The sequence below is a fragment of the Catalinimonas locisalis genome, from assembly GCF_038039535.1.
Taxonomy (GTDB): Bacteria; Bacteroidota; Bacteroidia; order Cytophagales; family Cyclobacteriaceae; genus Catalinimonas.
Window position 1 is genome coordinate 41,430 of sequence record NZ_JBBPHP010000032.1, and the last position, 21,981, is coordinate 63,410.

Annotated in this window: 17 protein-coding genes; 9 read left to right on the forward strand and 8 right to left on the reverse strand. The window is 41.4% G+C overall.

Annotated elements, in window-relative coordinates; translation table 11 throughout:
• Nucleotides 1-58 precede the first annotated feature (58 nt).
• From WJR50_RS25650 to WJR50_RS25675, 6 genes are all read left to right on the forward strand, one after another.
• A complete protein-coding gene (locus WJR50_RS25650) occupies nucleotides 59-841 on the forward strand; it encodes an ABC transporter permease (protein ID WP_341296165.1) in 783 nt (260 codons plus the stop codon).
• A 97-nt stretch (nucleotides 842-938) separates the two neighbouring features.
• Entirely contained in the window at nucleotides 939-2,027 is a 1,089-nt protein-coding gene (locus WJR50_RS25655; RefSeq protein WP_341296166.1) for a DUF8744 domain-containing protein, read from the forward strand.
• Nucleotides 2,008-2,379: a group III truncated hemoglobin gene (locus WJR50_RS25660; protein WP_341296167.1), complete on the forward strand. Its 372-nt coding sequence runs from the start codon at nucleotides 2,008-2,010 to the stop codon at nucleotides 2,377-2,379. The genes WJR50_RS25655 and WJR50_RS25660 overlap by 20 nt, the downstream gene beginning before the upstream one ends.
• Nucleotides 2,380-2,382: 3 nt before the next feature.
• Nucleotides 2,383-3,669, forward strand: coding sequence for a hypothetical protein (locus WJR50_RS25665; RefSeq protein WP_341296168.1), 1,287 nt, complete (start codon nucleotides 2,383-2,385; stop codon nucleotides 3,667-3,669).
• 70 nt (nucleotides 3,670-3,739) lie between these two features.
• Complete coding sequence (gene ric, locus WJR50_RS25670; RefSeq protein WP_341296169.1) at nucleotides 3,740-4,669, forward strand: iron-sulfur cluster repair di-iron protein; 930 nt, start codon at nucleotides 3,740-3,742, stop codon at nucleotides 4,667-4,669.
• 41 nt (nucleotides 4,670-4,710) lie between these two features.
• Nucleotides 4,711-7,014 carry a nitric-oxide reductase large subunit gene (locus WJR50_RS25675; RefSeq protein WP_341296170.1) on the forward strand — a complete coding sequence of 768 codons (2,304 nt, stop codon included), beginning with the start codon at nucleotides 4,711-4,713 and terminating at the stop codon, nucleotides 7,012-7,014.
• A 78-nt stretch (nucleotides 7,015-7,092) separates the two neighbouring features.
• Here WJR50_RS25675 and WJR50_RS25680 read toward each other — a convergent pair whose 3' ends face one another.
• From WJR50_RS25680 to WJR50_RS25700, 5 genes are all read right to left on the reverse strand, one after another.
• Entirely contained in the window at nucleotides 7,093-8,229 is a 1,137-nt protein-coding gene (locus tag WJR50_RS25680) for a trans-sulfuration enzyme family protein (protein ID WP_341296171.1), read from the reverse strand.
• Complete coding sequence (gene cysI / locus WJR50_RS25685) at nucleotides 8,226-9,950, reverse strand: assimilatory sulfite reductase (NADPH) hemoprotein subunit (RefSeq protein ID WP_341296172.1); 1,725 nt, start codon at nucleotides 9,948-9,950, stop codon at nucleotides 8,226-8,228. The genes WJR50_RS25680 and cysI overlap by 4 nt, the downstream gene beginning before the upstream one ends.
• Nucleotides 9,951-9,995: 45 nt before the next feature.
• The gene (locus WJR50_RS25690) at nucleotides 9,996-11,822 is read right to left on the reverse strand and encodes an assimilatory sulfite reductase (NADPH) flavoprotein subunit (RefSeq protein ID WP_341296173.1); all 1,827 of its coding nucleotides are present in this window, start codon (nucleotides 11,820-11,822) and stop codon (nucleotides 9,996-9,998) included.
• Between the two features lie 248 nt (nucleotides 11,823-12,070).
• Entirely contained in the window at nucleotides 12,071-12,706 is a 636-nt protein-coding gene (locus tag WJR50_RS25695) for a peroxiredoxin (protein WP_341296174.1), read from the reverse strand.
• Between the two features lie 33 nt (nucleotides 12,707-12,739).
• Nucleotides 12,740-13,645, reverse strand: coding sequence for a LysR family transcriptional regulator (locus tag WJR50_RS25700; RefSeq protein WP_341296175.1), 906 nt, complete (start codon nucleotides 13,643-13,645; stop codon nucleotides 12,740-12,742).
• A 196-nt stretch (nucleotides 13,646-13,841) separates the two neighbouring features.
• Here WJR50_RS25700 and WJR50_RS25705 point away from each other — a divergent pair, with 196 nt between their 5' ends.
• Genes WJR50_RS25705 through WJR50_RS25715 form a run of 3 tightly spaced genes read left to right on the forward strand, consistent with a single transcriptional unit; the run spans nucleotide 13,842 to nucleotide 15,590 of the window.
• The gene (locus WJR50_RS25705; RefSeq protein WP_341296176.1) at nucleotides 13,842-14,774 is read left to right on the forward strand and encodes a PA14 domain-containing protein; all 933 of its coding nucleotides are present in this window, start codon (nucleotides 13,842-13,844) and stop codon (nucleotides 14,772-14,774) included.
• Between the two features lie 56 nt (nucleotides 14,775-14,830).
• The gene (locus WJR50_RS25710) at nucleotides 14,831-15,262 is read left to right on the forward strand and encodes an RrF2 family transcriptional regulator (protein ID WP_341296177.1); all 432 of its coding nucleotides are present in this window, start codon (nucleotides 14,831-14,833) and stop codon (nucleotides 15,260-15,262) included.
• Nucleotides 15,263-15,272: 10 nt separating this feature from the next.
• A complete protein-coding gene (locus tag WJR50_RS25715) occupies nucleotides 15,273-15,590 on the forward strand; it encodes a 2Fe-2S iron-sulfur cluster-binding protein (protein ID WP_341296178.1) in 318 nt (105 codons plus the stop codon).
• A gap of 250 nt (nucleotides 15,591-15,840) precedes the next feature.
• Here WJR50_RS25715 and WJR50_RS25720 read toward each other — a convergent pair whose 3' ends face one another.
• The 3 genes from WJR50_RS25720 to WJR50_RS25730 form a co-directional block, all read right to left on the reverse strand.
• Entirely contained in the window at nucleotides 15,841-18,054 is a 2,214-nt protein-coding gene (locus WJR50_RS25720; protein ID WP_341296179.1) for an FUSC family protein, read from the reverse strand.
• Between the two features lie 882 nt (nucleotides 18,055-18,936).
• Nucleotides 18,937-20,820: a cytochrome c oxidase subunit I gene (locus WJR50_RS25725; RefSeq protein ID WP_341296180.1), complete on the reverse strand. Its 1,884-nt coding sequence runs from the start codon at nucleotides 20,818-20,820 to the stop codon at nucleotides 18,937-18,939.
• Between the two features lie 2 nt (nucleotides 20,821-20,822).
• Entirely contained in the window at nucleotides 20,823-21,905 is a 1,083-nt protein-coding gene (locus WJR50_RS25730; protein WP_341296181.1) for a cytochrome c oxidase subunit II, read from the reverse strand.
• Nucleotides 21,906-21,981 lie beyond the last annotated feature (76 nt).

Here is a 21,981-nt window from a genome sequence, read left to right on the forward strand (position 1 = left end):
GTGTTTCTTCTCAGAACTACTGAATTTTTAATTTTCCAATTTTCAATTTGTAATTAAAATGTTAAAAATATTCAAATTCACCTTCTTTGATCTGATGCGGAGCCGCTGGAGCATCATTTATTTTCTGTTCTACCTGCTCTGTGCTGCCGGTCTGCTGTACTTCAGCAATGACTTATCCAAAGCCATCATCAGCCTGATGAATATCCTGATCGTGCTGAGTCCGCTGGTCAGTATCATGTTTGGCGTGATTTACTACTACAGCAGCCGGGAATTTGTGGAACTGTTGCTGGCCCAACCTATACGCCGCACTTCTATTTTTGGAGGACAGTATCTGGGACTGGCGCTTTCCCTTTCCCTGAGCTTGTTGCTGGGTATTGGCCTTCCATTTCTGTTGTATGGAATCTTCGTTTCTGCTCAGATATGGAATTTCTTCACACTGCTGCTCACAGGCATACTGCTGACCTTTATTTTTACCGCCATTGCCTTCTGGATTTCACTCAAAAATGAAAACAGAGTGAAAGGCTTCGGCCTGGCGCTGCTGGTCTGGTTGTTCATGGCGGTACTGTACGACGGAATATTTCTACTCTTACTCCTGGCCTTTGAGGATTATCCGGTAGAAAAATTTGCCATTGCCTTTACCCTTTTTAATCCGGTAGACCTTTCCCGTATCCTGATGATGCTCAAGCTGGATATCTCGGCACTATTGGGTTATACCGGAGCTGTGTTTAATAAATTCTTTGGCACTTCTCTGGGTATTGTGCTGGCTTTGCTTTGCTCTATGTTCTGGACACTGATTCCTCTGTGGGGAGCAAGTAAAACTGCCAACCGCAGAGATTTTTGAGGAATATGACTTAGATCATAATTGTTTAGGAAAGGCAGCATTAGTTTTGAAACGAAGGTTTTAATTAATAAGCCTGCAAGACAAAAATTAAGCAGCCATGAAAAATCCTTATTTTATTTTACCGCTGGTTGCTTTGGCGCTGCTGGTCGCCACGACAGCGGGTTGGCTAAGATTAGGCATTTCATTTCCGATCTCTGTGAATGCGGGAGAGCATGGCGCCATGATGGTAGGTAGCTTCCTGGGTACTTTGATCAGCCTGGAAAGAGCCGTGGTCATCAAAAAAAACTGGGCTTACCTGACCCCACTGCTTTCAGGTATCAGTACCTTTTTCTTTCTGACACATCTGAGCCTAGTAGCCTATGTGCTCTTAGCTGCTGCCAGCCTGGGTTATGCAATCATGCTATATTACCTCTACCAGCGTCATGAGGAAAGGCATATGCTGGTGATGATCGCCGGGGCTATTTGCTGGCTGATTGGCAATCTACTGTTAATTAAATCTCAACTGTACCCCTTGGCTGTAAGCTGGTGGATAGCCTTTTTGCTGCTTACCATCGCCGGAGAGCGCTTAGAACTCAGCCGCTTTTTGCCAGATTCTAAATTCAAAAGCAATAGCTTCCTGCTGGCAATCACTATTTTTCTGCTGGGGTTGGTATTTCCCTTTCATGGTATGGGCAGAATGGTTTTTGGAAGTGGATTGATCCTGATGGGAGTATGGCTGTATCGCTACGACATTGCGCGGATCAGCATCAGAAAAGAAGAGCTGACCAAATTTGTGGCAGCTTCTCTGCTCTGTGGCTACTTCTGGCTGATAGTTTGCGGAGCGCTCTGCCTGCTCAGCGATTTTTACTACGATGCCGTATTGCATAGCTTCTTTATCGGTTTCGTTTTTTCCATGATCTTCGCGCATGGACCTATCATCTTGCCGGGCGTACTGAAGCTTTCTGCTAAACCATACCACCCCATACTTTACCTCTGGCTCTTAGGATTACAACTCAGCCTGGCCTTGCGCATAACCGGCAGTATAGGAGGAATTTATGAGCTGCATCAATGGAGTGGCTTGTTCAATGGTCTTCTTATTTTCGCTTACCTCCTCAGCATAGGAACTATTGCTGTTCGTCAAAACTTAAAAACAAAGCGGCTACTCAGCTGCCAAAAAAGATATTGTCATGAAAGATATACAGGATAAAGCCGACATTCGCCTGCTGGTGGATGAGTTCTATAACAAAGTTAATCAGGATGAACTGCTGGCTCCTATTTTTAATGAGGTAGCACAGGTACATTGGGAAGTACACCTCCCCAAAATGTATGACTTCTGGGCCAAGCTGCTGCTGGGAGAAAATGCATACCAAGGCAGCCCTTTTGACAAACACCTGCCTCTGCCCATTGAAGGAGAGCATTTTGATCGCTGGCTGGGTCTGTTTATGCAGACGCTGGACGAGCATTTTGCCGGACGAAAAGCTGAGGAAGCCCGTCTGAAGGCACAAAGCATTGCTGATATTTTTCGCTTCAAGATGAAAACGCTTAAAACCACTTCTTAAGCCATGCCATTTACTCAGTCCATGCCAAAAGCAGGAGTAGTAACGAGCCAAAAGCTGTTTAAAAGATGGGCCTGGGTTTCTTTGCTTTTTCTCTTTATCGTAGCGGTACTGGGTGTGTTTCTGCGTTCTTTCTACCTCAGTCCTGTGCCGGGAGTTAATTATAAATTCTGGCTACACGGCCATTCCCATGTGGCTTTTCTGGGTTGGATTTTCAATGCCTTGTTTGTGGTGCTGGTAGCAGCTTATGTGAAAAGAGAACGCCTACTCCTTTTCAACCGTCTCTTCTGGGCTTTTCAGCTTACTGTATTAGGTATGCTGATCCTTTTTCCCATGCAGGGTTATGCCGCAGGTAGCATCATCGTCTCTACCCTGCATATCTTTTTGTCTTACTTTTTTGCCTGGAGATTCTTGAAGGATAGAAGAGAAGAAACGCAGCCCAATGGCAGACATCGCTTTTCATTTGTGATCGTACGCTTTGCCATCATTCTGATGCTTATTTCCTCTGTTGGGCCTTTTGCCCTGGGACCTATCATGGCTAATGGTTTATCGGCTACCCATTGGTATCATCTGGCGATTTATTTTTACCTGCATTTTCAGTACAATGGCTGGTTTCTCTTAGCCGTCATGGGATTGTTTTTTTACTGGCTGGAGAAAAATAATATAGGTTATTCTAAGAAGGATGGTCAGGTATTCTTCTGGCTCAATGCTTGGGCTGCTGTACCCGCTTATGCCTCTTCCGTCTTGTGGATCCAGCCTCCTCTCTGGCTTTATGTATTGGCTGGTTTGGCGGCATTTGCTCAGTTATTTAGTCTTTATTTTCTGTTTCGCATCCTGCGGGTAGTCCGTCCACAGTGGACAAAGAAATTAGGTAAAATGGTAGCCTCGCTTTGGCTATTGGTGCTGATAGCACTGGTTGTGAAAAATATCTTGCAGTTAGCCGAAGCCTTACCTTTTATTGCTGATCTGGCTTACCAGCAAAGAAACCTGGTGATTGCTTATCTGCATCTGAACTTCATTGGGATCACCACTTTCTTTTTGATGGGCTGGTTTGCGCTGGAAGGATGGCTAAGCTTATCCAGCCGCAGGCAGCAGTTGGGCATGTGGATATTTATCACAGGCTTTATCTTAAGTGAACTGGCGCTGGTGCTACAGTCTCTACTCAATATTAATGGTCTGCCCGGATTCAGCTATTTTTTTGAACTGCTCTTTTATCTGAGTCTCATCATGCCTATTGGACTTGGCTTGCTGTACATTAGCCAGAAAAAGAGAGTTTTTTCTGAGTCAATGTGATTCAAATCATAAAACTCTGCTCTTCGTCTCCTTTATCTTTAACTCATTATTCATTCATAACCTTAAGATAATGAGTACGATAGACGTAAGAGAAATCGCCCCAAAAGATAAGCACAGATTCATTTTTGAATCTTTTGACAAGCTTTCCGAAGGTGAAAGCCTGATGCTTATCAACGATCATGATCCCAAACCGCTGTTTTATCAGTTTCAGGAAGAGCGACCTGGACAGTTACAGTGGAAAGTGCTGCAAGCCGGTCCGGAAGTGTGGCGAATTAAAATCAGTAAACAATCTTCTACAATAATCGTCGCTGATGTGGTTCAACAGTACCCTCAGGCTGTTACTGTGTTCAACAAACTGAAAATAGACTATTGCTGTGGTGGGAAAAGAAGTTTTGAGGATGCCTGCCGTAAAGCCGGTGTAGATCCCGAAGAGGTGCACAAAGCTATCCGGCAGGTCCGGACCGAAAAGCAAAATCTGAGGGTCGATAAATGGCCACTTTCCATGCTCTGCGACTTCATCGTCAATAACCACCATGAATACATCAGAAATCAGGGGCCGCAGATTCATCTATTGGCAGATAAGGTAAGCAAAGTGCATGGGAAGCAGCATCCTGAGCTGATTGACATTTATCATGACTTTATTGAGCTGCATGAGGAACTTCTACAGCATACCCGCAAGGAAGAAGAAAAGCTGTTTCCATTGATCAAAGCATTAGATCAACAAGATGTCAGCATATCTGAAACTGACCTGGCTGATCTGCTGAAAGAACTCAATGAGGAACATGAAGATGCCGGTGATGAGATAAAAAGAATTCGTAACCTTACCAATGACTACACCTTACCCGATGATGCCTGTCAGTCTTACAAAATGTTTTATCAGGAGCTGGCTGAATTTGAAGAAGACCTCTATGCCCACGTGCATTTGGAGAACAATATCCTCTTTCCTAAATTCATTGAGCAACTTCAGATGAATAAGCCTGATACGGCCAGTCTATACTGATAGACACTTTTTAATATTTTGACAACCTAATTTTTATCATTATGAAGTACAAAAAGTTATGGATCGGTTTTATCGTGGTAATGGTGGGATCTTTTGCCGTGCTGGGGTATTATGGGATAGAAATTTACAGACAGGCTCCTCCCATACCCAGACAGATTGTGACTGAAGAAGGAGAAACCATTTTCACTGAAGTGGACATCAAAAATGGTCAGAATGTTTGGCAGTCCATGGGAGGGCAGGAAGTAGGGAGTATCTGGGGGCATGGTGCCTATGTAGCTCCTGACTGGACTGCTGACTGGCTGCATAAAGAAGCGGTTTTTATGCTGAACCAAATGGCAAAGCAGGATTATAATTCTGCCTATGATGTTTTGGATGAAGAACAGCAAGCCGCACTGAGGGCACGCTTACAAAAGCAGTTGCGGCAAAATACCTATGATCCTCAATCAGGTACACTGACCATTACATCTTTGAGGGCTCAGGCTATAGAAGATAACAGCCATTTTTATGCGGGATTGTTTATGAATGATCCGGCACAGGAAGCACTAAGAGATGCTTATGCCATTCCGGCGAATTCTATCCAGGAAGAAAGTAGAATGCAGGAAATGAATGCTTTCTTCTTCTGGGCAACATGGGCCTGTGTGACCAACAGACCTGGAAGTGAAATAACTTATACGAATAACTGGCCTCCCGAACGATTGGTAGCCAATGAGCCGACCAGTGGTCTTATTCTCTGGACAGGGTTTAGCGTTATTTTATTGCTGGCTGGTATCGGCTTACTTGCTTATTATTATGCCTCTCACCATGAAGAGAGTCCTGACCCTTCAGAGCTGCCGGATAAAGATCCGCTGCTGGGGCTTCAGCCTACACCATCTATGCGAGCTACCCTTAAGTACTTCTGGGTAGTGATGGCACTGATAGTAGTACAGGTAATCCTGGGGGCAGTAACAGCACATTATGGCGTTGAAGGAACAGCATTTTATGGCTTTCCCCTGGCAGAATATTTACCATACTCGGTTACCCGCACCTGGCATATTCAACTGGCGATCTTCTGGATTGCTACTTCCTGGCTGGCCACTGGCTTATTCATTGCGCCAGCGGTGTCGGGAAAAGAGCCAAAATACCAGGCATTGGGAGTTAATATTTTATTTGGTGCCTTGCTTGTCATTGTGTTGGGTTCCCTGGCTGGGCAGTGGTATGGTGTGATGCAAAAACTTGGGTATGAAGCTAATTTCTGGTTTGGACATCAAGGTTATGAATACGTGGACCTGGGTAGGTTCTGGCAAATCTTTCTTTTTGCTGGTCTTTTCATCTGGTTGTTCCTAATGGGCAGAGCCATATGGCCCGCTTTCAAAACACAGAAAGACAGCCGGCATATGCTGGCGATGTTCCTGATATCATCCATTGCCATTGCTGTTTTCTATGGAGCCGGATTGATGTGGGGACGACAAACCAATCTGGCGGTGGCTGAGTACTGGCGCTGGTGGGTAGTACACCTGTGGGTGGAAGGCTTCTTTGAAGTGTTCGCTACTGTTGTCATCTCTTTCCTGTTCGTAAGAATGGGGTTAATCAAAGCGAATATTGCCACGGCTACAGTGTTATTTTCCACCATTATTTTCTTGTCAGGAGGAATCATAGGTACTTTTCATCACTTGTATTTTTCTGGAACACCTACCGCGGTGCTGGCGCTGGGAGCAACCTTCAGTGCTTTGGAAGTAGTTCCTTTGGTACTGATTGGTTTTGAGGCTTATCATAACCTTTCTCTGAGCCGTTCTACCGACTGGATCAAAGCCTATAAGTGGCCGATCTACTGCTTTGTAGCGGTAGCTTTCTGGAACCTGGTAGGAGCGGGTATCTTTGGATTTCTGATCAACCCACCCATTGCGCTTTACTATATGCAGGGGCTCAATACGACTCCGGTCCATGGCCATACCGCTTTGTTTGGGGTGTATGGGATCTTAGGAATTGGACTGATGCTTTTTGTCCTCAAGGGTCTGGCTGCTCGTAACGTATGGAAAGATGGCGTGATTCGTTTTGCCTTCTGGTCTATCAATATTGGTTTGGCTTTGATGGTGCTGATCAGTGTGTTACCTATTGGACTGGCACAAACCTGGGTAAGTGTGGAAGTAGGTTTGTGGTATGCCCGTTCTGCTGAGTTTTTGCAACAGCCCGGCATGGATACCCTCCGTTGGCTGCGCGTGATTGGCGATACTATTTTTGCCGTAGGAGTGCTTGCCCTGGGCTGGTTTGTAATCGGACTAAAAACCGGCTGGTCTTTGAAGGATGAGATTGACCTTTCGGATAAGCATTATCCCAAAGTTAAAGAAGAAAAAGAAGTAACAGTTTAACGTTTTGTAAAGCAGAAATCCGCTTACCAAACAGGTAAGCGGATTTTTATTCTTCATTTGTATTCGTTGGAATAATATTTACAAACATTGCAAAGTGCTCTCAATGTCATGAATTAGATCATCAGTATTTTCTATACCTACTGAAAGTCTTAATAGTTCCTCACTAATTCCTAGTAAATCTCTTTGAGTATTAGTTATTGCCGCATGAGAAGTTTGTGCTGGCACACAAATCAGACTTTCTACGCCACCCAAACTTAGCGCAGGCTGAATGATATTTAGGTTTTTTAAGAATTGATCTAAGTATGCGGATTCATATAATTCAAACGATATCATACCACCGAAGGCTGACATCTGCCTTTTTGCAAGCTGGTAGGAAGGGTGAGAGCTGAGACCCGGATAATACACCTTTTTTATCTTGGGGTGCTTTTCCAGATATAAAGCAATCCGCATAGCAGAGCTGTTCTGTTGCTGGACTCTCAAAGCTAAGGTTTTAATATTCTTTTCAGCCTGATAGCAGAGAGCAGGAGACAGAGCCCCACCATAAAGTTTAGCGGTAGACAGAATGGATTCTTTATAAAAAGCATTGTTTGTTACAGTAGCACCAAATAAAAGATCATTATGACCACTCAAATATTTAGTGCCACTGTGTACTACGATGTCAATGCCAAATGAGAGTGGCTTTTGATTGATGGGCGTAGCGAATGTATTATCAATGATGGTAATTAGTTCATGCTTTTTTGACCAAAGGGCAATCTCCTGAAGGTCAATGATATTTAATAATGGATTAGAGGGTGATTCAAAAAAGACGACTCTCGTATTTTTTTGTCTTTTAGACTCAAAACTGAGTAATGTATTTTCCGCAAAATCACAAGAGATACCTCTCTGAATCAGCTCATCAGTGGCAAATTGTGAAGTGCCTCCATAGAGGTCACGAGAAAAAATAATATGGTCACCTTCTTTCACAAGAGAAAGTATGGTACTGCTAATGGCAGCCATCCCGGAATTAAAAGCAATACCATAATTTCCTCTTTCCAATCCCGCAATAACTTCTCCCAATCTAATTTGATTAAAGGTAGAAAGAAAGCCCGGGTATAAACGTTCTTCAGCGCCCGTATAGGAGTATGCTGTAGAAGTGTAAATAGGAGAAGTGATTGATGGCTCCTTACGCTTGTTACTTGAGACAGGATGCACACATAAAGTGCTTTCAGCTATCATAAATTACGGTTTTTATTTTCTACTATGAGAGGCTCTACTATACCTTTACGAAGCACAAAGTCACCGAAATGCTCCGCATCTTCTCTTTGCTCAGCATACTGTTTGATGATGGGCTCTAAGGCTTCCAGAATCGTTTTCTCATCTGCCATCTCCTTGTACAAAGTATTGAGTCGGTCGCCATTATGACTGGCTCCCAGGTATAGATTGTAATGTCCCGGTGCTCTGCCTACAAAGCCTATCTCACCCAGGTAGGAGCGGGCGCAGCCGTTAGGACAACCTGTCATTCTTATATTGATGGCATCTTTTTCCAGACCATACTTTTCCATGATCTGGTCCAGTTTATCCACCAGAGAAGGTAAATAACGTTCTGATTCGGCAAATGCCAACCCGCAGGTATTCAGTGCCACACAGGCCATGGAGTGGAGTCTTAAACCCGTAAGTTTAGGATGGTTGAGTACGCCATAGTCAGTCAGAATCTTTTCTATTTTTCTTTTATCCGCCTGGCTGACATTGCCAATAATCAAGTTCTGATTACCTGTCAGGCGGAAATCACCTCTATGGATTTTAGCGATTTCTCTTAAAGCAGTTTTGAGCTGATAGTTTTTCTCATCACGTACCCTGCCGTGTTCTACAAAAAGTGTATAAAACCACTTTCCATTAGTACCTTTCAACCAGCCGTACGCATCGCCATTGGTGGTAAACTTAAAGGGCATGGCTTTTTCTAATTCCCAGCCCAGCCAGCTATTGAGTTTTTCTTTAAAGACTTCCAGCCCCATATTATCAATGGTGTATTTCAGGCGAGCGTTTTTTCTATCCACCCGATTGCCATAGTCACGTTGTAAACTAATGACTCCTTCAGCGACCTGAATTACCTTCTCTGGCCTGACAAATCCAATTACATCAGCAAGTCTGGGGTAGGTAGTATCGTCACCCAAAGTATTGCCCAATCCTCCGCCCACACATACATTATAGCCTGTCAGCTTTCCATCTTCTTCTATGGCTATAAACCCAAGATCATTGGCAAAGACATCTATATCATTTCGGGGAGGAATTGCCAGCGCGATTTTGAATTTTCTGGGTAGATAAGTTTCCTGGTATAGAGGCTCTTTGTCAGGAGTGTTCTCAACTTTCTCCCCATCCAGCGGGGTGCCGCCCAGCGGGGTTCCGCCCAGCCAGATCTCATAATAGGCTTTGGTTTTAGGTTTGAAATACTCGCTCAGCTTTTCTCCCTGTTCATACACCTCATCATGTACCTGAGAGTGATAAGGATTAGGATTACACATCACATTTCTGTTCACATCCCCGCAGGTAGCGATTGTAGTCATCAGCACCTCATTGATAGACCTGATGGTTGTCTTGAGGTTTCTTTTCAGAATTCCGTGAAACTGAAAGGACTGCCGGGTAGTGAGTTTAAGCGTATTATTGGCATATTTTTCGGCTAACTCATCCAGGATCAGCCACTGCTGAGGCTGGGTGATTCCTCCCGCTGCCCTCACCCTCACCATAAACTGGTAGAGGGGTTCCAGCTTTTGTCTTTTTCGTTCATGCTCAAGGTCCCGGTCATGTTGCTGATAAGAGCCATGAAACTTAATGAGCTTGATATCTTCAGGGGCCAGCGAACCAGTCAAAGGGTCTTTCAGACTATCCTGAATGGTACCTCTCAGGTAGTTACTGTTCTTCTTGATATGTTCTTCCTGTGAAAGATGGTCTTGTTCAGCCATATTTATAATATTTTCTAATGCTGTTAAAAAAAGTAGCGTTGTGGGTTAATAGACATCCGTCTGGTATCTACAGGACAGTTGCAGATATTTTACATATTCATCCGCCTGATCTGTGGTTTTATCCCCTTGCGTTCTTATGATGTCTTTCAATGTTTTTTCAACATCTTTAGCCATGCTGATGGCATCGCCACAGACATAAAAGTGAGCGCCACTTTCCAGCCAGTCGTATAATTCTCTGCCATTCTTCTGCATCTTGTGCTGCACATAGACTTTCTCCTGACTATCTCGCGAAAAGGCAACATCCGCTTTGGTGAGTATACCTTCTTTGAGATATTGCAGCCACTCTGTCTGGTAGAGAAAATCTGTCGTAAAGTTACGATCTCCAAAAAAGAGCCATGATTTACCGGGACTGCCACTTATTTCTCTTTGTTGCATAAACGCTCTGAACGGTGCCACCCCTGTACCCGGACCCACCATAATGATGGGCGTTTGCTCATCTTCCGGAAGCCGGAATTTGTTATTTTCCTCTACAAAAACTTTGAGCTTATCATCCTCAAAAGTAAGCCGGTCAGCCAGGTGGGATGAACAAAATCCTTCTTTGGCCCTTCCATGAGATTGATATCGGATGACAGAGACTAAAGCGTGTACTTCATCTTCGTAAGCTTGCTGACTGGAGGCTATTGAATACATCCGGGCTGTGTTTTTTCTGAGCACCGAGATTAATTCCTGAGCACTTAGCTTGGAGGGAGTTTCCTTCAAAAGGTCTATGATATCTCTTCCGTAAAGATATTCAGACACACGTGAAGGTTCTGCCAATGTGTTTTTGAGCTTGCTGCTTCCTGTCAGTTCAGCGTATTTGTTTAAAGAGAGAGCAGTTAAGGGAGTTAATTCATAGTCGTAAGTCAATGCGTTTTCCAGGCTGGATGTACCTTTGTAAGTCTCCACTTCTTCTGTGCCTGTGAATTGCAAAGATTCCAGAATACTGCTGACCAAACGTTCGGAATTGTGTGCGTAAATGCCCAGCGCGTCTCCCGCTTTGTAGGTAATTCCTGAACCTTCCAGGCCAATTTCCAGGTGAATGGTTTCTTTACTAGACCCTCGGCCATTCAGATTGATCTTTTCTAAAAGCGTAGCTTCAAAAGGGTTCTTCCGGTTGTATTGTGGTTTCTGCTGATGTCCATTACTGTTTTGTTGAAAGTTAACAAGTAGAGTAGGAGAGGCTGCCGTTTCACTTTTTTGCAGCGCCTTCAATACCGAATCTATCCAGGCAGAAGCATCATCTTCATAATAAATGTCACAATCTACTCTTTTACAAATTCGCGCTGCCCCGAGCTTTTCCAGCACACTGTCAAAATCTTTACCGGTCTGGCAAAACTGCGCGTAGCCGGTATCGCCCAATGCCAACACAGTATATTTAATATGGTCAAGCTTTGGTGCTCTTTTGCTATGGAGGAAACTGTACAGTTCTTCAGCCTGCACTGGAGGCTCGCCAATGCCCTGCGTGCTTACGATGATAGCAAGGTTCGTGACTTTTTTGAGGTCTTTACCCTTAAATTCTGCCATACTTTTTACGGTCACTTCCAGAGAAGTGGATTCGGCACACTTTTCCATGTGCAAAGCGAGCTTTTCAGAGTTGCCGGTCTGCGTGCCATAAAGTATCAATAAAGAAACTTGGTCTGAAGTAGATTTCTCTGCTAAAGGGTTTTGCTCTTTTTGTGGAGCCGTTTGCTGCACTAATGTGTTAGTAGTGCCAGCAAAATATCCGCTTAGCCATTGTATCTGCTCAGAAGATAAGTCTGAAAACGCACTGATAAGCTTGTCAAGCTGATCCGAGCTAAATGGCCCTCCCTTAATTCCGTCTTTCCAATCCATTGTTAATTGCCTTCTTACGAATTACGAATGAGTGATGAAATAAATTTACTTGGTTCTACAAAGAATTTAATAGAAGTCAAATTGGAAGGACAGAAGGTGACCGTGCAGTTGGGAGGACGAAGAAAGAAATCTATTGACTAACAGATAAATCACAAATTTTAACAATGATGATAACCTTTTCTTCAGTCTTCCCGCTCCGGTCTTCTGTCCAATCATGGCAACTCTCCATACGAATACAGCAGACCCATTTACTTATTAGGCTGAGGGGTAAGTCTCAAATAGGGTTTGATCTTTCTGTGTCCTTTGGGAAACCTGGCAGGAATATCCTCATTTTTAATGGCCGGAGCAATCACCACATCTTCTCCCTCTTTCCAGTCAGCAGGAGTAGCGACACTATAATCAGCAGTTAATTGCAAAGAGTCTATTACCCGCAGTATTTCATGGAAATTTCTTCCTGTAGAGGCCGGGTAGGTGATCGTTGCTTTAATTTTTTTGTCCGGCCCTATAAAGAATACTGACCTTACCGTAAGCGTAGCAGATGCGTTCTTATGAATCATACCGTACAATTCTGCCACATTTCTGTCGGAGTCAGCGATGATAGGAAAGTTAACGGTACAGTTTTGGGTTTCGTTGATGTCTTTCACCCATTCATTATGTGAATCAAGGTCGTCTACGCTCACTGCCAGCACTTTGGTATTTCTTTTCTCAAACTCACTTTTGAGTTGAGCGGTCCTTCCCAGCTCAGTAGTACAAACTGGCGTAAAATCAGCGGGATGTGAATACAGCACGCCCCAGCCCTGACCGAGCCAGTCATGGAAATTAATTTCTCCTTCAGTAGTTTGCGCGGTAAAATTAGGTGCTTCGTCACCAATTCGTAAACTCATTGTAAAAATATTTATGGTTAAAAAAGAAAATTTTCAGTTGGTTTCTTCATTATCATCAAATCTGATTTCCTCTCTCAGGAACTTGATGAAATAGTCAAAGTAAGCGGGAAAGTCCCGGTCTTCCATCCTTGCCAGGTACTGCTGGCGGAAGAAGCCATGTTTGTTGATCTTAATCGTTTTGATCTCCTGGTTTTTGTAGGGTTTGAGTGCCCAGTTGGCCATGACAATCACTCCCATATTGGCCTTCACCAGTTCAATAGAGGCTTCAGTGAGGGGCAGTATGATGAGGTCTTTGGGTTGTATCCCTTTGGGCGTAAGCAGGTTTCTGAATATAGAAACTGTTTCCAGTGGTAAGGAATGAATAATCAATTTGACATCCTCAAAATCTTCGGCTTCCACATAGTTTAACTCTGCCCAATGGTGCTGTGGTGATACGACAGCGAACATTTCATCGGAGAAAAGTTCTGTGTACTCTACTTTGTCTTTTGATTCAGGGTTACTGGTAATGGCAAGGTCCAGCTCTCCTTCCATGAGTTTCTCAATAGGGCGGTGAGTAGCCTCAAATACAATTTGCACCTCCACATTAGGGAATTCATTTTTAAATTTTTTGAGTACAGGGGGTAGCCAATGATAACTGGTATAGCATTCCGTACTGATCCGGATCACTCCGGTTTCTCCCGAGATCAGTTTTTTGATCTCTGATTCTGTGGAATCAATTTCCTTCAGTACATGATTAGCAGTGTTGTACAGCTTTTTGCCAACTGGAGTAAGGATCAGTTTCTTATTACGACGATAGAAGATAGGTGTGCCCAGCTGTACTTCAGCTTCCTTCAACTGGTAGCTGAGCGCACTTTGCGACAGATGGAGCTTATCAATGGCACGCGTAATGCTCCCTTCCTCCACAATAGCTTTAATCAGACGTAAATACCTTATCTCCATTTCTTTTATTTTTTCAAAATTATAAGCAGATCAGTTGTCAGCCTAATTTTATTGATGAAAAGCTTTCATACTTATCATCAGGTTTTTTGATACCTACAATAATTTTTGCTCTAGCCGCAAACTAACATAATAAAAGACTTTTTTGTCTCTTTTTGTAATTTATTATATTTTGGGAAAAAATTCTAACGTAAAATATATGGAGAATAGAAGTAGTAAGCATAAGAAGACAGTAGGAGAGAGAAATATGTTATGCATAATGGTACTTTCTGTTTGGGTGCTTTGCTTACCAGCTTGTAGTGAAAGAGAAGAAAACCACCAGCAAAAGAAGGTAAAAGAGAAAACAGCGCTCACCATTATCAGAAATGATGATTGTCTGAATTGTCATAATATAGAAGATAAATCTGTGGGACCTACCTATGTACAGATCTCGCAAAAGTACGAAGCTGATTTTAGCACCATCAGTCGCCTGGCCAACAAAATTATTGAAGGTGGGGGAGGTATCTGGGGAAGTGAACAGATGACCAAACATCCGTTTCTGGAGAAAAAAGATGCTAAAAAAATAGTGAGATGGATTTTTTCCCTGAATGATTCTACAGTTAATAAAAATCCTATGAGTCATCAGCCAACACTTAAGTTTTCTGAAATTCTTGCGGATAAAAATATGAAGTCAAATTTAGCACAAGGATTAGAATTAGATGTTTTTGCTCCCAATGATGGGAATACGTTTGATCTGGCCTATCTCAATTCAGAGAAGCTATCAGAAGTCGCGGTAGCATATTCAGGAAGGGCAAATATTATACATTTTACAGAGCAGTTATCTTTTCAGCCGGTTGAGGCAGGTGCTTTGGTTCGTGCTACCGGTAATATACACATTGAAGAAAAGGGTAAATATTTCTTTAAGCTGCTAAAGTCAGGTCAAGGCAGAGTTTTCATAGATGGGGACAAGATCATCAATGAAAATGATGATGATACTGAAGTTTTAAAAGAAATGCAATCTGGAACATATCCCATTGTTGTAGAATATGTGTTGAAAGAGGATCATAATGTGTGGTCATTACAATGGATTACCCCTGATGAAGAATACTATAGTGTCATTCCTAAAGAGGTGTTTTCTGTTGACGATAAATGAAAGTAGAAAAAATTTGTTCTTTAATTTGTCAGTACATTTTACAAACTCAAAAAAATATGTTTTCTAAAGCGTGTGAATATGGTATAAGAGCTGTCATCTATATTGTAGCCAAAAGCCAGGAAGGAAAAAAAGTTGGGATTCGTGATATCAGTCAGGAAATTGACGTTCCTGAGCATTTTACCGGCAAGATACTGCAAAACCTCAGTCGTATGGAACTGATCAGTTCTGTTAAAGGTCCCCACGGAGGTTTTTATATTGAAGAAGGGAAAAAAGATATCCGACTCATTGATATTGTAAGGGCAATTGATGGTAACAAGCTGTTTACCGGTTGTGGATTGGGCATTAAAGAATGCTCAGAACGGAGGCCTTGCCCCATTCATGATGAATTTAAACAAATCAGAGATTCCCTTAAAGAAATGTTGGAAAGAACTACTGTTCAGGAAGTAACCGAAGATTTAGAAAAAGGATTGGTGTTTTTGAAAAAATGACAATTTGAAAATGGATCAATATAGTATCACAATAATTGACGAAGATGAGCAGGTAAAAAAAATAAATTTTACTCCATTATCATACAGAAATCTTATGGAGTTGGTAGTGAATGAATTGTGGGAGGAATGGGGAGATTGTAGGGGAAGGGCAATGTGTGGAACTTGTCATGTAGAGGTTATTCACGGGAACTTAGGTGAGGTAGACTCATTTGAACAACACACTCTTAATGGCTTGCCTAATCAAACAGCACAAAGCAGATTAGCTTGCCAGATCATGCTGGATCGCTCCATAGATAAGATGACATTTAAGATTTTAAAAGATGATTAATAAATAGTATTGTAACCCGCTTTATACTCTTGATAAACAATAGATCATTATTCATAAATATCAATTTATAATTTTATTTGCCAAACCCCGGAAGGGCGGCCGATAATATTAGCTATTAGACTCCGTGCCGGACTTTTACGGTAAATCAACACCACGGTATTTATGCCAGGCTAATTAATCTATCCAAGAGTCAAACTGCTTTCACCACAGGAAAACCGGACCAAAATGTATTTGCCCAACAGTTATATCTTTAATTTGGAAGCTTACTCAAGTTTTGACTTAATTTCTCCAGATCCGAGGATACTTTTCTTATTAACTCCAATTGCTTTTGAATAAACTGCGCGTCAGAGTTATCACAATCTGTCTCCTCGGTTATATCAGGAAGCTCAAAATCTATATTAAATGGTTTTTGATCAATATGCTTGATCGCTTCTTGCAACAGAAATTTCGACTTTCTAATAAGCTTTAAATGTTCAGTGTTAATTACTTTTTTGACATGATTTTCTTCTAAACTAGAAGACAAAGCAGCCAGATATGATGATAAAATATGGTTGAGTACTACAAACTCATTGATATAGGGAGCTCTTTCCTGCTTATTTTTTGGTTCATGGAGCATCCTCTGAAAAGCCGAGCCCATATTCGCGGTTTGCATATATACATCTTGGCGAGCAAGCCTGTAATCTGTAATAGGAAATGATTTGTCGCTAGACCTGGCAATTATTTTTTGCAAATAGATAAGATTAGCTTTTAGAATATTAATCAGATTATTTTTGATCTGTGAGGACTCCCAGCTAGGAAGAACAAAGTAGCTAACTAAAAATGCGATAGCGGATCCAATAAGGGTATAAACAATCCTTTCTGAGGTTACTTCCAGATTACTCGTTTTATAAATGAAGCTGAATAAAATCAATATGAGCGCAGTCATGAATGTTACACTGAGTACATATCTAATTTTATTAAAACTAAAGGCTAAAATCATAAAAATGACGAGTAATATGAGTTTTGCTACTTCATTCTGAATCAGTAAAAGTATGATCGCGCCTGTAAACCCACCCGCAACTGTGCCCAAAACCCTTTCGTAATTTCGCTTTTTTGATATGCTAAAGTCAGGTTTCAGGATCACTAGAATGGTAATTAATATCCAATAACTATGCTGACCATAGGGTAGCCAAAGGGAAATTATGTACCCCAAAAAGCATCCAAATGTTAATCGGATTGAATGTCTGAAAGCAGTAGAGCGCAGTGAAATATTGTCTTTGAATATTTTTAAATCAAAATCCTGATGCGAAACAAATTTTGTTAAATCAGATTCCTCAGTTTTAGATAAAAAAGTAAGTTTCTCTGTCTGAAAGTAATTGTACATATCGCTCAACAAGCGTGTCATATTTCTTATATTAACCAGGGTTTTTTTCAGTATCCTCACAGAAATCCCTTCTGACTCCAGTGCAAGCAGCCTTTCTTTGATTATGTTCAGATGAGAATCAAAATTCACTAACGGCCTTGGTTTTTCATTGTTGATCAAAGCGTAGCCCAAATCATCAAACTCTTTAGCCATAGTAACGAGCAGGCTCCTGTAAGCTGGTAATATCTGATGTTCTATAAATCTTTGTCTGAGCAGGCTATAATCAATTTGTGAAGACATGGCCAGCTCAAATGCTTCAATAATATCTGTAAAGATCATGATTACCAAGCGGCCTGATCTCATGGTTTCCTTTACTTTCTTCCTCGTCCTGAATCCAATCTGCCTTACATTATCCTGTTGTTCATTGACTACGATTTGCTGAACTATTAACTTTTTATACAGCTCATTAACAGCAAATTTGTCATCATAAAATTCTGCTTTCAGCCGAATGTAGCGGGCTACTTCAAGTATACATTCTCCCAGATATTGTTGTGCCAGGCGGTAAGGCCTGATGCGACTCAAAGATAAACTGAGTAGCATGTACCAAATACCTCCACTTAGAATCAAGAAAGCATACCCAACAATATATCCGCTGTCAAAATGCATACTTGATATCATCATCAGTAAGGTGGCAGTACCCACAGCGGCGGCCCGTGATCCATACACCATCAGCATGGAAAACGCAAAACAGAAAAGAGGTATTTCAATCGCGATAAGCCAGGTATGTTGGTTGATCATGCCAGTTATTAAAGCTATAGTAAAAATAGAAATATTGGTAACTAACATACCATTTCTGCGATGCAACACTGGTCCTGGTTGATCCGAAATACTCACATAAAGTGCCCCAAGAGAGATGATCAGTCCATAAGTTAGTTCATCAAACCAAGCAAAAATCAACGAAGGCAATAATATTCCTAAAGTAATCTTTAAACCAGTGGCAAGATATTGACCAAAGAAAAAGCTTTTTAACTGCTGGGTATAATGATGCCGGTCATTACGATTAAAGAACGAATGAGCAAAAGCAATAGGATTATGTATTTTTAACTTGCTTACTTTTTGCATGATTGACTTGCCAAAACCTGTTAATACTCAGGTTTGCTTATCTTCTGTTTGTACCTGACATTGTGTTGGAGGTTTACTGGTTAAAAATTTGAAAAAGAGCCGGGTTATAATATCTCCCGGCTCAATGATTAAGGTTTATCGTCTTGTTTTTCTTTTATTCATTTTTTCTTCTACTTTTCTTAGAATCTTTTCTTGTCTTCTTTCTTTTAGATTTTTTGTAGATTCTTTTAAATTTTTACCTCTTTTAGCCATGATCATAAATTTTTAAAATTGCTAAATAACAGCCATTGGAATTAATAGCTGCTTTTAAATCTGAATAGAAAAAATGGAAGTTGTCCTGTAAGTTGAAATCTAGAAACTTTATTCTACGAGTATTACAGCTATCAGTATGATAGGTGATTGAGGATTGAGGATGGCGAATAAAATTAACAGGACACGAAATAAGCACACTCGTGAGTGCTTATCAGATTCGGAAAGATGATCTTGCTTTCTCGAGGGAGACAGTTAGCTTTAATCTTGAGTAAATTAAAAGCAACAATAGTTCTATATATCACTAATATACGCTCTATCATTATTTTAATCATTCAAAACCTAGGATATGAGGGTTTGCTTTAGTTACTAAGCTACCCCCTTTTTTAGTATTTACCTAATGTTTGTCAAATATTAGTTTTTTTGTTTTGGAATTTCGATTAATAATAATTGAAGGTTAATCTATCAATTCTTCCTAATCCAATTTGTGGCTAGTTTTTCATAATACGCATATATAGTAAAAAGTAATTTGGCGAATGATTTATAAAGAAAAAGTAATAACCAGGACTCTCAGATAAACTATCCCAATCATTAAAAATATAGGAGACGGTGTTTTTCCTCTGTAATAATTTGCTATTTACCCTTTTTTTTAAGTTTGCTTTGCAAATCTTCACCTGTAGCTTCAGGCAGGCCTTCACTCACCAATTTTGTTTCTTCCGGTAAATTAGACTCAGGAGTACGTGATAATGGTACCGTTTGAGGGATAAAGTCATCTTTAGCGCCCGGCTTACTATAATCGTAAGCCCATCTGTATACTTTAGGGATTTCTCCGGGCCAGTTCCCATGCCCCGGAAAGCGGGGAGTAGTCCATTCTAATGTATTAGACCTCCAGGGGTTTGCAGGTGCAAGACGTCCACGGTACATGCTGTAAAAGAAATTGAAAAGAAAAATGATCTGCGCTCCGAATGTAATAAAAGCAGCAATGCTAATAAAAGCATTAAGGTCTACAAACGTTCCGAAGGCGTCAAATCCAGTAAAGGAATAATACCTCCTTGGAAAACCTGCCATACCAATGTAATGCATGGGAAAAAATACCAGATAAACACCAGCAAATGTCAGCCAGAAATGAATGTACCCTAAACCTCTATGCATCATTCTTCCAAACATTTTAGGAAACCAATGATATACACCAGTCAAAAAACCGAAAAAAGACGCACTGCCCATAACCAGATGAAAGTGGGCAACTATAAAATAGGTGTCATGAAGTTGTATATCTACCGCCGAATTAGCTATGAACAGCCCTGTCACTCCCCCGGAAATAAAAAATGAAACCATACCAATGGCAAACAGCATAGCTGGAGTGAAGTGAATATTACCACGCCAAAGTGTGGTTAGCCAATTGAAAACTTTTACAGAAGATGGAACAGCAATGATGAATGATGCCAGCATAAATATTGACCCTAAAAAAGGGTTCATACCCGACACAAACATATGATGAGCCCAGACTGTAATTGATAAAAAAGTAATGACAAACATGGTACCCACCATAGCCAGATAACCAAATATTGGCTTTCTCGCGTTAGTTGCAATCACCTCAGAAACTATCCCAAAAGCAGGTAGTATGGCGATGTATACCTCCGGATGACCCAAAAACCAGAATAAATGTTGGTATAGAATCGGGCTGCCTCCTACATTGGGGAGAGCTTCACCCGCAATGTAGATATCTGACAGATAAAAGCTGGTGCCAAAACTTCTGTCAAAAATTAGCAGTAATGACGCGGCAAATAATACCGGAAAAGTCAATAATCCCAGAATTGCTGTTAGGAATAATGCCCAGACTGTCAGTGGAAGCTTTCTGAAAGACATTCCTGCCGTTCTAAGGTTGATCACAGTAGTGATGTAATTAATTCCTCCCATGAGGGTTGACGCTATAAAAAAGACCATGCTAATAAGCCAGAGGGTCATACCCAGGCCGGAGCCGGAGATAGCCTGGGGTAATGCGCTGAGGGGAGGGTATACTGTCCATCCCCCTCCTGCCGGACCTGTTTCTATAAACAGAGAATAGAACATGATTACACCGGCGGTAAAGAATAACCAGTAAGAGAGCATATTCATGAATCCTGATGCCATATCCCGAGCCCCAATTTGCAGAGGTATCAAAAAGTTACTAAAAGTACCACTTAACCCTGCTGTTAATACAAAAAAGACCATGATGGTGCCGTGCATGGTCACCAGGGCCAGATAAAATTCAGGGTCTATTTTACCATTTTGTATCCAGTCGCCGAGTAAAGGCTTTAGCCAATCCATATTGGCTTCGGGAAAACCTAGTTGGAGACGGAAGAGTAAGGATAAAAGCCCTCCGATGACTGCCCACATAATGCCGGTAACCAAATACTGTTTGGCAATCATCTTATGATCGGTACTAAAAATATATTTGGTGATAAAACTATCTTCATGATGTTCGTCTGACACCACTGAGTGCTCTTCAGGTTTCTGATTAATATTTTGTACAGACATAACTAAAAATATATGTTTTCTAACAATGACGCAGTACTGCCCGGAGCAGGCTCCTCATCTACTTTCGCTTTCTTTTTTGCCAGTTCTTTTAGCTCATCAGGCACCTTTGAGAGGTAATCGGGATTCTTAGAAAGCCAGCTTTCCTGATTTTTGTACCATTCATTAAAGTCTTCTTCTTCCTCTACCATCACAATAAAGCGCATGGCGAAATGTCCGCGCCCACATACTTCTGCACAGGCCATTTCAAAATTAAAATCCGGATTGCCCAGTTTTTGCCTCATCTCCCGGGTAGTGTATTTTGCTACGAAATGAAACCTGGTCATCATGCCGGGCACTGCATCCATTTTCAAACGGAAGTGAGGAATATATACGCTGTGAATTACATCTTTAGCCCTGATTTTCAGTAGTACCGGTTTGCCTTTCGGAATGTGCAATTGAGGAGCGGTAAAATCGTCAAAACTCGCACGGTCAGTGAAGTCCAGGCCAAGGTTATTGACCGCGTCTATTAATTTATAATCGTGCTCTCCTAATGTCCCATCTTCTCCCGGATACCTTATGCTCCAGTTGAATTGCTGACCCACTATTTCAATGACTACAGCATCGTCAGGAGCTTTTGAAGTTATCTTATTCCAGGAACTTAAGCCTACGATAAACATGACAATAAATGTTATGGTAGGAATGACTGTCCAGGTAATTTCAAGCTTGTTATTATAAGGATAGAAAAATGCTTCTCTTCCGGGCTTATACTGGTATTTGTAAGAAAAGTAGAACAACAAAGTCTGAGTGATTACGAAGACGACACCAGTAACATACATGGTAATCCAAAACAGGTCATCAATCCAATCTCCGTGCACAGAGGCAGACTCTGGCAAGAAATATTCAGAAGCCCTGTTAGAATACCAGAAGATAAGAGCCATACCTCCTACCAAAAAGACAATCATCATTACAGCATTGATTTGATTGCTATTATAGGTATGCTTTTGTTCCTTATTCTTTACTAGTGAAATAATTGTAAATGCGCGAAAGACGAGGTAAATAATGATAAGAAGCAACCCAAAACTAACAGCTATTAAAAGCTTTTCCATCTTAAAAATCGGTTAGTAGATAAAAAAAATATTATGTATAAACGATTTACTTTCTCCCTGAAGAAGAATATAACTT

Bases quoted from the DNA above. Each gene is read 5' to 3' on its own strand.
- WJR50_RS25725 (WP_341296180.1), bottom strand. From the start codon at position 20,820: ATGTCTGTACAAAATATTAATCAGAAACCTGAAGAGCACTCAGTGGTG.
- WJR50_RS25700 (WP_341296175.1), bottom strand. From the start codon at position 13,645: ATGGAGATAAGGTATTTACGTCTGATTAAAGCTATTGTGGAGGAAGGG.
- WJR50_RS25715 (WP_341296178.1), top strand. From the start codon at position 15,273: ATGGATCAATATAGTATCACAATAATTGACGAAGATGAGCAGGTAAAA.
- WJR50_RS25730 (WP_341296181.1), bottom strand. From the start codon at position 21,905: ATGGAAAAGCTTTTAATAGCTGTTAGTTTTGGGTTGCTTCTTATCATT.
- WJR50_RS25705 (WP_341296176.1), top strand. From the start codon at position 13,842: ATGGAGAATAGAAGTAGTAAGCATAAGAAGACAGTAGGAGAGAGAAAT.
- WJR50_RS25665 (WP_341296168.1), top strand. From the start codon at position 2,383: ATGCCATTTACTCAGTCCATGCCAAAAGCAGGAGTAGTAACGAGCCAA.
- WJR50_RS25675 (WP_341296170.1), top strand. From the start codon at position 4,711: ATGAAGTACAAAAAGTTATGGATCGGTTTTATCGTGGTAATGGTGGGA.
- WJR50_RS25680 (WP_341296171.1), bottom strand. From the start codon at position 8,229: ATGATAGCTGAAAGCACTTTATGTGTGCATCCTGTCTCAAGTAACAAG.
- ric (WP_341296169.1), top strand. From the start codon at position 3,740: ATGAGTACGATAGACGTAAGAGAAATCGCCCCAAAAGATAAGCACAGA.
- WJR50_RS25695 (WP_341296174.1), bottom strand. From the start codon at position 12,706: ATGAGTTTACGAATTGGTGACGAAGCACCTAATTTTACCGCGCAAACT.
- WJR50_RS25650 (WP_341296165.1), top strand. From the start codon at position 59: ATGTTAAAAATATTCAAATTCACCTTCTTTGATCTGATGCGGAGCCGC.
- WJR50_RS25655 (WP_341296166.1), top strand. From the start codon at position 939: ATGAAAAATCCTTATTTTATTTTACCGCTGGTTGCTTTGGCGCTGCTG.
- WJR50_RS25660 (WP_341296167.1), top strand. From the start codon at position 2,008: ATGAAAGATATACAGGATAAAGCCGACATTCGCCTGCTGGTGGATGAG.
- WJR50_RS25690 (WP_341296173.1), bottom strand. From the start codon at position 11,822: ATGGATTGGAAAGACGGAATTAAGGGAGGGCCATTTAGCTCGGATCAG.
- WJR50_RS25720 (WP_341296179.1), bottom strand. From the start codon at position 18,054: ATGCAAAAAGTAAGCAAGTTAAAAATACATAATCCTATTGCTTTTGCT.
- cysI (WP_341296172.1), bottom strand. From the start codon at position 9,950: ATGGCTGAACAAGACCATCTTTCACAGGAAGAACATATCAAGAAGAAC.
- WJR50_RS25710 (WP_341296177.1), top strand. From the start codon at position 14,831: ATGTTTTCTAAAGCGTGTGAATATGGTATAAGAGCTGTCATCTATATT.